Source organism: Streptomyces sp. NPDC036764, from assembly GCF_055609385.1.
The window spans coordinates 1,541,620-1,554,386 of sequence record NZ_JBVJPT010000001.1; the positions used below are offsets into that span (position 1 = coordinate 1,541,620).

1 protein-coding gene and 1 pseudogene are annotated in these 12,767 nt (G+C 76.3%); both read left to right on the forward strand.

What is annotated here, in order from left to right; translation table 11 throughout:
• Positions 1-143: 143 nt before the first annotated feature.
• Positions 144-3,299: pseudogene (locus tag ACZ69Q_RS06430) on the forward strand (type I polyketide synthase); the annotation flags it as partial.
• A 108-nt stretch (positions 3,300-3,407) separates the two neighbouring features.
• Positions 3,408-12,761, forward strand: a complete 9,354-nt coding sequence (locus ACZ69Q_RS06435; protein ID WP_471037278.1) for a type I polyketide synthase — start codon at positions 3,408-3,410, stop codon at positions 12,759-12,761.
• Positions 12,762-12,767 lie beyond the last annotated feature (6 nt).

Genomic DNA, 12,767 nt, shown 5'->3' on the forward strand with positions numbered 1-12,767 from the left:
GCCGGGATGAGGTCTAAGGAAAACCGAGACCGCCCCGACCTACCTTCCACAACAGTCTCGTTGAGTGCTTGAACCATCGGAGGCGGTGCGGCATGACCATCCTGTCCGGACTGGAATTCTTCGACCTGCACGACCCGGTCGCCGCCGAGCCGGTCGCGGTCGTCGCCATGGCCTGCCGACTGCCCGGCGGGATCACCGGCCCAGAGGAGCTGTGGGAACTGCTCCTCGCCGGCGGCGACGCCATCGGCCCGCTGCCCGCCGACCGGGGCTGGGACCCGGACGACCTGGACGGGCCGGACCGGGCCGCCGTGCCCCGGCGCGGCGGATTCCTCGAATCCGTCGCCGATTTCGACGCCGACTTCTTCGGGCTCTCACCCCGCGAGGCCGTCGCCACCGACCCCCAGCAGCGGCTGCTCCTCGAGACCGCCTGGGAGGCCGTGGAGCGGGCCGGCATCGACCCGCTGTCGCTGCACGGCACCCGCACCGGCGTCTACGTCGGCGTCAGCGGCGAGGACTACGCCCTGGCCACGGCGCGCGCCGCCGGTGACGCCGCCGCAGGCGCCGTCACCGGCACCGCGCCCGGCGTCGCCTCCGGCCGCCTCGCCCACGTCCTCGGGCTGCGCGGCCCCGCACTGACCCTCGACACCGCGTCGTCCTCCTCACTGACCGCCCTGCACTGCGCGGTCCGCGCCCTGCGCGCCGGGGAGTGCACCCTCGCCCTGGCCGGCGGGGCCAACGTGCTGTCCACGCCGCGCAGCCTCGTCGGCTACGCCCGGCAGGGCGGCCTCGCCCCCGACGGCCGCTGCAAGCCGTTCTCCGCCGACGCCGACGGCACCGCCTGGGCCGAGGGCGTCGGCGTCCTCGTCCTGGAGCGCCTCTCCGACGCCCGCCTGAACGGCCACCCCGTGCTCGCCCTCGTCCGCGGCACCGCCGTCAACGCCGACGGCGCCACCGACCGGCTGACCGCGCCGAGCGGCGTCGCCCAGCGCGAGCTGATCGCCCTGGCCCTGCACGACGCGGGGCTCGGCCCCGGAGACGTCGACGCCGTGGAGGCACACGGCACCGGAACCCGCGTCGGCGACCCCGTCGAGGCCGAGGCCCTCCTCGCCACGTACGGGCGTGAGCGCGAACACCCGCTGCTCATCGGCTCCGTGAAGGCCAACCTCGGCCACGCCCAGGCCGCCGCGGGAATCACCGGCCTCATCAAGACCGTGCTCGCCCTGCGGCACGGGACCCTGCCCGCCACCCCGCACCTGTCCGAGCCGACCCCGGCCGTCGACTGGACCGCAGGGTCGGCGCGGCTGCTGACCGAGTCCACCGACTGGCCCGCCACCGGAAGGCCGCGCCGCGCCGGCGTCTCCTCCTTCGGCATCGGCGGCAGCAACGCCCATGTCGTCCTCGAACAGGCACCGCCCGCACCCGTCGCGGCCGAGGGACCCGACAGCAGCCCGCACGTCGTGCCCTGGGTGGTCTCCGCGCGGTCGGCGAACGCCCTGGACGCTGCGGTCGCCCGACTGCGCAGGCTGGACCCCGCCGATGACCGGGCCCGCGCCGACATCGCCCACTCGCTGGCCGCCGGACGGGCCACCACGCTGCCGCACCGCACCGTCCTGCTGGCCTCCGCCGACGGCACGCCCACCGTGGCCCGCTGCATCGCCGAACCCGGCCTGTCCGCCGTGCTGTTCGCCGGACGCGGCGGCCCGCACGCCGCACAGACCCGTGCCCTCGCCGAGCGGTTCCCGGTGTTCGCGCGAGCCTTTGCCGCCGTACGCGAGGCGTTCGACGGTCTGCTGCCCGAACCGCTGCCCGACCTCGTGGGCGGCGACACGCCCGGCACGGACACGACCGGCACCGTCGAACCCCTCCTGTTCGCCCACGAGATCGCCCTGTACCGGCTCCTGGAATCCCTCGGCCGGACCCCCACCCACGTCGCGGGACACGGGCTCGGCGAGATGGCCGCCGCCCATGCCGCAGGCGCGCTGTCCCTCGCCGACGCCTGCCGGGTCGTCGCCGCCCGGGTCCGGCTGGCCGAGCGGCTCGCGCCCGCCGCCACCATCGCCGTACGCGCCACCGAGGCCGAGGTGGTACCGCTGCTCACGGCGGGCGTCGCCATCGCGGCCGTCGACGGCCCCGACCGGCTCGTGCTGTCCGGCGCGGCGCGGGAAGTCGCCCGTATCGCCGACACCTTCGCGGCGCAGGGGCGCGCCACCACCGCACTCCCGGCCCCGCACGGACTGAACTCCCCGCTCGTGGCCGACGCACTCGACGCGTTCCGCAGGGATCTGGCCGGCCTCGAACCACGCACCCCGCGCATCCCGGTCGTGTCCACCCTGACCGGCACCCGCGTCACCGGCACCGACCTCGCCTCGCCCGCCCACTGGAGCGGCCAGGTGAGCGACACCGTACGGTTCGCCGACGCCGTCACCGCCCTGCGTGACGCGGGGGTGCACACCTTCCTCGAAGTGGGCACGGATGCCGCCCTCACCGCGAGCACCGTCGAACTGCTCGCCTGGAGCGGCGTGGTGACCGTCGCCGCGCAGCGCGCCGGCACCGACCCCGAGACGGCCCTGCTCACCGCGCTCGCCCGGCTCCACGTCACCGGCAGCGACGTGCACTGGCCCGCCCTGTTCACCGGCACCGGCGCCCGCCGCACCGAACTGCCGACATACCCCTTCCAGCGCGAACGGCACTGGCCCACCCCGGCGGACCCGACCGCCCTGCCCGCGCCCGACCTCGCCCGTGCCGACGACCTGCCCGCCGCCGACCCCGACGCGCTACGGGCCCTCACCGGCCCGCGCCGGGTCCGCGCGCTGCTCACGCTGGTGCGCACCGAGGCCGCCGCCGCCCTCGGACACGCCGATCCCGGCCGCGTCGAACCCCGCGTCGCCCTGCGCTCCCTGGGGCTCGACTCCTATGCCGAGACCGAGCTGCGGGTGCGCCTCGGCAAGGTCACCGGCCTCGACCTGCCGGCCACCCTGTTCTACGACCAGCCGACCCCGGCCGCGCTCGCCGCCCGGCTCGCCGAGCACCTCGACGACCAGCCGCGCCCCCTGCCCGACTGGCCCGCCGGCTTCGAACAGGCCCTGCGCGGCCTGCCCGGGGACCACCCCGAGCGCCGCCGCGCCGTACACCGCCTCGAAGCCCTGCTGACCGACCTCGGCCATCGCGCACGGGGAGGCCGCGTCAACGGCGGCCGTGCCACGGCGGACGCCACCGACATCGCCGCCGCTCCCGTCGACCGGCTACTGGACCTCATCGACCAGGAGTTCCCGATCGACAAGGAGTTCCCGGTCCGCTGACCGGCGCTTCAGGGCGGCACCCCACCTCCCGAAGCCAGCGACCCACACGACCCGGCGGGCCCCCACCCGCGGGTCACGTACGCCCCCGCCGACGCGATGGGACATCCCGTGCAGGAAGAGCAGCAGGACACAGTCGTCGACTACCTCCGACGGGTCACGGCGGAGCTGCGCCGCGCCCACCGGCGCATCGAGGAACTCGAGACCGACCGCGCCCCCGGAGCACTGGGCGACGACCCCGTCGCCGTCGTCGGCATGGGCTGCCGCCTGCCCGGAGACGTCACCTCGCCCGAGGACCTGTGGCGGCTCGTCGACTCCGGCGGGGACGCCGTCACCGCCTTCCCCGCCGACCGGGGCTGGGACCTGACCGCGCTGCTCGCCGAGAGCACCGCCCGCGGCGGCGGGTTCCTCGGGGGTGCCGACGCCTTCGACGCGGAGTTCTTCGGCATCGCGCCCCGCGAGGCGGCCGCGATGGACCCGCAGCAGCGGCTGTTCCTCGAAGTCGCCTGGGAGGCCCTGGAGAACGCCGGCATCGACCCGCAGTCCCTGCGTGGCAGCCGCACCGGCGTGTACGCGGGCACCTACCAGTGGGACTCCGGCCGCCCCGGCCCGGGCGACGGCCCCGGCGACGGTGCCGGACACGTCATGACCGGCACCGCCTCCAGCGTCCTGTCCGGCCGGCTCGCCTACGTCCTCGGCCTCGAAGGCCCCGCCCTGACCGTCGACACCGCCTGCTCCTCCTCGCTGGTCGCCCTGCACACGGCCGTCCAGGCGCTGCGGGCCGGAGAGACCGCACTGGCCGTCGTCGGCGGCGTCACGGTGATGTCCGACCCGGCAGTGTTCACCGAGTTCAGCCGGCAGGGCGGACTCGCTCCCGACGGCCGCTGCAAGCCGTTCTCCGCGGACGCCGACGGCACCGGCTGGTCCGAGGGTGTCGCCGTCCTCGTCGTCGAGCGCCTGTCCGACGCCCGCCGCCACGGGCATCCCGTCCTGGCGCTCGTACGGGGCAGCGCCGTCAACTCCGACGGCGCCTCCAACGGCCTGACCGCCCCCAGCGGCCGCGCCCAGCAGCAGGTCATCCGGCAGGCCCTCGCCACCGCCGGCCTCGACCCCGCCGACGTCGACGCCGTCGAGGCACACGGCACCGGTACCCGGCTCGGCGACCCCGTCGAGGCGTCCGCGCTGCTCGCCACCTACGGCCAGGACCGCGAACGGCCCCTGCTGCTCGGCTCGTTGAAGTCCAACATCGGGCACACCCAGGCCGCCGCGGGTGTCGCCGGAGTCATCAAGACGGTGCTGGCGATGCGGCACGGCAGGCTGCCGCGCACCCTGCACGCGGACGACCCGACCGGCGCCGTCGAGTGGACCGCCGGCCGCGTCGAACTGCTGCGGGACGGCACCGACTGGCCGCGCACCGGCCGTCCCCGGCGCGCCGCCGTGTCCGCGTTCGGCATCAGCGGCACCAACGCCCACGTCGTCCTGGAGGCGGCGCCCGAGCCGCAACCGGCGGCCGAGCAGGCCCCGTCGCCCGCACGCGCGGTGCCCTGGCCGCTGTCCGCCCGCAGCGCCGAGGCGCTCGCCGACCACATGAGCCGAGTGCGTGAGCGGGCCGCCGGGTACGACCCGCTCGACGTCGGCCACTCGCTGGCCGCGGGACGTTCCTCCTTCGAGCACCGGGCCGTGCTGCTCGGCTCAGCTTCGGACACCCCGCCGCTCGCCGAGGCCGTGGCAGGCGACGACGAGCCGTCCGTCGCAGTGCTGTTCTCCGGGCAGGGCAGCCAGCGCCTGGGCATGGGGCGCGAACTCGCCGCCCGTTTCCCGGTGTTCGCCGCCGCCCTGGACGAGACCCTCGCCGAGCTCGACCCCCGTGTGCGGTCCGCGATGTGGGGCGAGGACGAAGGGACGCTGCACCGCACGGAGTTCGCGCAGCCCGCCCTGTTCGCCGTCGAGGTCGCCCTGTACCGGCTGGTGGTCTCCTGGGGTGTGCGGCCCGAGTACCTCATGGGCCACTCCGTCGGCGAGATCGCCGCCGCCCACGTCGCCGGTGTGCTGTCCCTGGCCGACGCCTGCCGCCTGGTGTCCGCGCGGGCCCGCCTCATGCAGGACCTGCCGGCCGGCGGTGCGATGGTCGCCGTGGCCGCCGGCGAGGACGAGGTCCGTCCGCTGCTGAGCGACGGCGTCGTCCTCGGCGCGGTCAACGGGCCGCGTTCCGTTGTCCTTTCCGGCCCGGACGAGGCCGTGGAGTCCGTCGCGACCCGCTTGGCGGAGGCCGGGCACCGCACCGCTCGCCTGCGGGTGTCGCACGCCTTCCACTCACCGCTGATGGAGCCCGCCCTCGACCCGTTCCGTGCGGCCGTCGCGGAGCTGTCGTTCGCCGAACCCGCCCTGCCCGTCGTCTCCAACGTCACCGGACGGCTCGCCGAGCCCGGCGAACTGACCTCCCCCGACTACTGGGTACGCCATCTGCGCGAGACGGTCCGCTTCGCCGACGGCGTGCGCACCCTGGCCGGGCACGGCGTCGGCGCCTGGCTGGAGGTGGGCCCCGGCGGTGTCCTCGCGGCCCTCGCCCAGGAGACCCTGCCGCCCGGCGCCGTCGTCACACCCCTGCTGCACGGCGGCCCCGACGAGGAGCACTCCGCCGTCACGGCCCTGGCCAGGCTCTACGTCCACGGCGTCCCGGTCGACTTCACGGCGCTGTTCGCCGGGACCGGGGCCGGGCGGGTCGCGCTGCCCACCTACCCGTTCCGCCGCAGCCGCTTCCCCTTCCGCCACGCCACCCGGGAGGCGGACGGCACGGACCTGTGGTCGGCGCTCGGCCGCACCGAACCGGCCGCGCTCGCGGGCCGCCTCGGGGTCACCGAGGACGCCGTCCGCTCCGTCGTGCCCGCCCTGCTCTCCTGGCGGTCCCGGCACCGCAGCCGGGCCGCCCTGGACGCCCTGCGCCACCGGGAGCACTGGCAGCCGTACACCATCCCGTCGCCCGGTCGGACGACCGGCACCTGGCTGCTTCTCCTGCCCGAGCACGACGATCCCTGGGCCGACACGCTGGCCGCCGCCCTCGGCACGGCCGCCGCACCGGTTCGCTGCCCCGCCGACACCGACCGAGCCACGCTCGCCGCAATGCTGCGGGACGCAGCGGGCGACAGCGAGCCGGCGGGCGTGCTGTGCCTGAGCGCGCTCGACGACTCGGACACGATGGGCAACGCTTCCGTGCCGGCCGGGCTGCTCGCCGCGCTCACGGCCGTACAGGCGACCGGCGACGCCGGGCTGCGGGCACCCGTGTGGTGTGCGACCCGGGACGCCGTGGCCGCCGCCGACGTCGACCGGGCCCGGGGCCTTGCCGGATCCGCTCTCTGGGGCTTCGGCCGGGTCGCCGCCCGGGAGATACCCGACCGCTGGGGCGGCCTGCTGGATCTGCCCGCCGACGACCCCACCGCCCACACCGTCGCTCTCGCGCTGGCCGCCCTCACGGCCCCGCAGGGCGAGGAGGAAGTGGCCGTACGCGCCGGCGGAGCCCTCGTGCGACGGCTCGTGCCGGCGCCCCGGCGGGAGCCCGAAGTGCCCGGCGCGACGTCCAGCGGGTGGCGTCGCGCCGGCACCACCCTCGTCACGGGCGGCACCGGCGGTCTCGGCGCGCAGGTCGCACGTCGGCTCGCCGAGGAGGGCGCCGAGCATCTGCTGCTGGTCTCGCGCCGCGGCCCGGACGCGCCGGGCGCGGACGACCTGAGACAGGAACTCGCCGAGGCGGGATGCGGGGTGGACATCGCCGCGTGCGACGTCGCCGACCGGGACGCGATCGCCGCTCTGCTCGCCGCGATCCCGGCCGACCGGCCGCTGTCGGCCGTCGTGCACGCGGCGGGAGTCCTCGACGACGGCGTGCTGGAGCGGCTCACCCCGGACCGGTTCGCCGACGTGTTCCGCGCCAAGGCCACCGCCGCGCTGCACCTCGACGAACTGACCCGGCACCACGACCTGTCGGCGTTCGTGCTGTTCTCCTCCGTGTCCGGCACCCTCGGCAACCCCGGCCAGGCCAACTACGCGGCGGCCAACACCGTCCTCGACACCCTCGCCGCCCGCCGCCGCGCCGAGGGGCTGCCCGCCGTGTCGATCGCCTGGGCGGCCTGGCGCGGCGCCGGCATGGCCGCCGGACTCGACGACGCGCAGGGCCGGCGGTCCGGACTGGGCGGCCTCGACCCCGAACTGGCCCTGACCGCCTTGCTGGAGGCCACCGCCGACCCCCACCCCGCCCTCCTGGTCGCCGACCTCGCCCCGCTGGCCGCCGCACTGCGAGCAGGCCCGCGCAGCAGCCCGGTCCTCGACGGCCACCCCGCCGCACCGGCCCCGGACCGCACATCGGACGCGGCCGGCACCGCCCTGGCCGACCGGCTGCGTACGGCGCCGCCCGCCGAGCACCCCACGCTCGTCCTGGACGCGGTGCGTGCCGAGGCCGCCGCGGCCCTCGGTCACCGCCGGGCCGCCGACGTGCCGCCCGACCGGGCGTTCCGTGGCTCCGGGTTCGACTCGCTCACCGCCGTGGAACTGCGCAACCGGCTCGTCGCCGCGACCGGGCTGCCACTCGCCGCCGGAGTCGTCTTCGACCACCCCACACCGCGCGAACTCGCCGGACACCTGCTGGCCGCCCTCACCGGCACCGGCGACACCCGTGAGACTGCACCCGTCGATCCACCCGGACCCGGCGGCGACGCCGACGACCCGGTCGTGATCGTCGGCATGGCCTGCCGGCTGCCCGGCGGCGCCGACTCCCCGCAGCTCCTGTGGGATCTGCTGACCGAGGAACGCGACGCCATCGGGCCCTTCCCCGGCGACCGCGGCTGGGACCTGACGGAGTTCGCGGACGGCGGGCGCCTCGAAGGCGGATTCCTCTACGACGCCCACGACTTCGACGCGGCCTTCTTCGGGATCTCCCCGCGCGAGGCGGTCACCATGGACCCGCAGCAGAGGCTCCTGCTGGAGACCGCCTGGGAGGCCGTGGAGCGGGCCGGCATCGACCCGCAGACCCTGCGCGGCACCCGCACCGGCGTCTTCGTCGGCAGCAACGGTCAGGACTACGCCCATGTCGTCAGCGGCTCCGCCGAGCGCACCGAGAGCCATGCCGCCACCGGCCTCGCCGCCAGTGCCCTGTCCGGCCGCGTCTCCTACTCCCTCGGCCTGACCGGGCCCGCGGTCACCGTCGACACCGCCTGCTCCTCCTCGCTGGTCGCCCTGCACCAGGCGGTGCGCGCTGTCCGCGCCGGTGAGTGCGCGCTCGCCCTCGCCGGCGGCGTCACCGTGATGACCGACTCGGCGAGCTTCGCCCGCATCCAACGTCTCGGCGCCATCGCCCGCGACGGCCGCTCCAAGGCGTTCTCCGACGACGCCGACGGCACCGGCTACTCCGAGGCCGTCGCCCTCCTCGTCGTCGAACGCCTCAGCGAGGCACGGCGCCGGGGCCATCGGGTACGGGCCGTGATCCGCGGGTCGGCCGTGAACCAGGACGGCGCCTCCAACGGGCTCACCGCGCCCAACGGGCCCGCCCAGCAGCGCGTCATCCGCGAGGCCCTGGCCGACGCCCGGCTCGGCCCGGCAGACGTGGACGCCGTCGAGGCCCACGGCACCGGCACCCGGCTCGGCGACCCCATCGAGGCCGAGGCCCTCCTCGCCGCCTACGGCCAGAACCGCGAACGGCCCCTGCTGCTGGGGTCGGTGAAGTCCAACATCGGGCACACACAGGCGGCGGCCGGCGCGGTCGGCGTCATCAAGACGGTGCTGGCCCTCGAACACGGCACCGCGCCGCGCACCCTGCACGCCGACACGCCGTCCACCCGTGTCGACTGGACCACGGGCGCCGTACGCCTGCTGCGGTCCGCCCAGGAATGGCCCGACACCGGACGCCCCCGCCGCGCGGCCGTGTCCGCGTTCGGCATCAGCGGCACCAACGCCCATCTCGTACTGGAGCAGGCGCCCCCGCAGCCCGCCGAAGAGCCCACCGCGGACATGACCCCGCCGGCCGACACCCCCGACGTGCCCCTGCTCCTGTCCGCCCGGACCGCTCCCGCGCTGGCCGAACAGGCCGCCCGCATCGCCCAGTTCCTGCGCTCCCGGCCCGGGACCGAGCCCGCGGCGGCCGGCTGGTCGCTCGCCACCACCCGCGCCGCCCACCAGCACCGTGCCGTCGTCGTCGGTCACGACCGAGTCCGGCTCCTCGACTCGCTGGACGCCCTCGCCACCGGCACCGCCGACCCCGCCGTCGTACGCGGCACGACCGCCGAGAGCGCCAGCGGACCGGTGTTCGTCTTCCCCGGCCAGGGCTCCCAGTGGTGGGGGATGGGCCGCGAACTGTACGACACCTCGCGGGTGTTCCGGGCCACGGTCGACGACTGCGCCGACGCCCTCGCCCCCTACGTCGACTTCTCGCCCGTCGATCTGCTGCGCGGCGACGGCGACGACCCCGACGTACTGCACCGGGCCGATGTCGTGCAGCCCGTCCTGTTCTCCACCATGGTCGCGCTCGCCGCCCTCTGGCGTTCCCTCGGCGTCGAACCCGGGGCCGTCGTCGGCCACTCGCAGGGGGAGATCGCCGCCGCCCATGCGGCGGGTGCGTTCACCCTGGAGGAGGCGGCGCGGCTCGTGGCGCTGCGCGGCCGGACCATGCTCGAACTCGGCGGGCTGGGCGGCCTGATGACGGTGTTCGCGCCCGTCGACCAGGTCGAACCGCTTCTGGAGGCATGGCCCGGACGGGTCGGCGTTGCCGTCCTCAACGGGCCCTCCACGGTCGTCGTCTCCGGAGAGAACGCGGCCCTCGACGAACTGCGCGAGGAGTGCGCACGCAGGAACCTGCGCACCAAGGACGTCAAGTCCGACATCGCCGGGCACGGCCCCCAGACCGAGGCCGTCAAAGCCCAACTCATCGCGGCCCTGGGTGAGTTGCACCCGCGCCCCGCGCGCGTCCCGTTCTACTCGACGGTGACCGGCGGCCGCCTCGACACCACCGCCCTCGACGCCGGCTACTGGTACCGCAACCTGCGGCAGACCGTGCGCATGGAGGCGGCCACCCGTGCGCTGGTCGCGGCCGGACACCGGGTCTTCGTCGAAAGCAGCCCGCACCCCGTCCTGGCCGGCGCGATCGGAGAGACCTGCGAGGCGGCGGGCGCCGAGGACGCCGTCGTCCTCGGATCCGTGCGCCGACAGGCCGGCGACGCCCGCGCCTTCCTGCTGTCGGCGGCGGCGGGCTGGACGGCGGGCCTGCCCGTCGACTGGCGGCCCTGCTTCCCCTCCGCCGCCCGCTCCGAGCCGGTCGAACTGCCCACCTACCCCTTCCAGCGGCGCCGCTACTGGCCCACCCCCGACACCGCCCCCACGCAGGCCGGCGCCGGCGAGGACAGTGCCTTCTGGGACCTCGTCGACGACGCCGACACAGCCCGCCTCGCCGCCGAGACCGGAGCCGGTGAGCCCGAACTCGCCGCCGCCCTGCCCGCCCTGGCCGGCTGGCGGCAGCGGTCCCGGCGCCGGGCGCTCGCCGCGTCCTGGAGCTACCGGGAGGTCTGGCAGCCGACGGCCACGAGCATCGCGGCGACTCCTGTCGATCGCCTCGTCGTCGTCCCGGACACCCACAGCGCCGACCCCTGGGTGGCCGCCGTCGTAGCCGCCCTCGGACCCGGCACCACCCGCGTGGACATCGACCCCGCCACCGCCGACCGCACCACCATCGCCGCCGCACTGCCTACCGAACTCACGCTTGTGGTCTCCCTGTTGGGGCTCGCCGAGGACCCCGCCGACGTCCGCCACCCGGCGGTCCCCGCCGGGCTCGCCGCGACCGTCGCCCTGCTCCAGGCTCTCGCCGACCGGCCTGCCGGCCCCCGCCTGTGGTGTCTGACCCGCGAAGCCGTCGCCGCCCTGCCCGGCGACCTCGCCCGCCACCCGGTCCAAGGCGCCCTGTGGGGACTCGGCCGGGTCGCCGCCCTCGAACACCCCGCACTGTGGGGCGGCCTGGCCGACCTGCCGGACACCGTCGACACCCGCTCCGGCACACTTCTCGCCGCGCTGCTGACCGCCGACGCCACCGAGGACCAGGTGGCCCTGCGCCCCTCCGGTGCCCACGCCCGCCGTCTCCTGCCCGCCGGAGAGTCCACCGCGGCCAAGCCCTGGCGCACCGGCGGCACCGCCCTCGTCACCGGCGGCACCGGCGCCCTCGGCAGCCGCCTCGCCCACTGGGCCGTGGCCCGGGGCGCGTCCCACGTCCTGCTCCTGAGCCGGCGCGGACCCGACGCCCCCGGAACCGACACCCTCACCAAACAGCTCACCGAACTCGGCGCCCGTGTCACCGTCGCCGCCTGCGACACCGCCGACCGGGCCGCCCTCGCCGCCCACCTGGACGCCCTGCCCGCCGACCAGCCGCTGACCACCATCATCCACGCCGCCGGCGTCTCCGACGGAGACAGCGAGACCACCGCCCTGACCCCGGACACCTTGGAGGCGCTGCTGCGGGCCAAGCTCCTGGGCGCCCGCCACCTCCACGAACTCACCGCGGACCGCGACCTCGACGCGTTCGTACTGTTCTCCTCCGGCGCCGCCTCCTGGGGCAGCGGAGGCCAGCCGGCCTACGCCGCCGCCAACGCCTACCTCGACGCCCTCGCCGGGCACCGCCGCGCCGCCGGCCTGCCCGCCACCTCCGTCGCCTGGGGCGCCTGGGGCGAGACCGGCATGGCCACCGAACCAGGACTCGCCGCCGAACTCGCCCGCCGCGGCGTCCACCCCATGGACCCCGACACCGCGCTCACCGCCCTGCAACGCGCCCTCGACGAGGACGTGACCGGCCTGACCGTCACGGCCACCGACTGGACGGCGTTCCTGCCCGCCTTCACCGCCGCCCGGCCCAGCCCCCTGCTGTCCGAACTGGCACAGGCCACCGAACCCCGGCCCGCCGACGCCCCCGAACCGGAGAGCGGCCCCGGCCTGCGCGACCGGCTCGCCGATCTGCCAGACGTCGAACGCGGCCGACTGCTCCTCGACCTCGTCCGCACCGAAGCCGCCGCCACCCTGGGCCACTCCGGCGCCGACGCCGTACCCGCCGAACGCGCCCTGCGCGACCTCGGCTTCGACTCCGTCAGCGCCGTCGACCTGCGCAACCGGCTCAAGGCCGTCACCGGCCTCGCCCTGCCCGCCTCCCTCGTCTTCGACCACCCCAACGCCGCCGCCGTCGCCGCCCACCTGCGCACCGAACTCTTCCCCGACGCCCCGGCCGCCACCGCCGCCGGCGACGACCCGGACGCCGCCGTCCGCGCCGCCCTCGCCGCCATCCCGCCCGCCCAACTGCGCAAGGCCGGTCTGCTGGAGCTGATCCTGCAACTCGCCGACGGCGACCCCGCCACCACCGAAGCCCCCACCGGCGGGGGCGACGCACACGACCTGGACGCCCTCGACGGCGAGAGCCTGCTGCGGCTCGCGGCCGAGACCACCTCGGACTGACGCCCC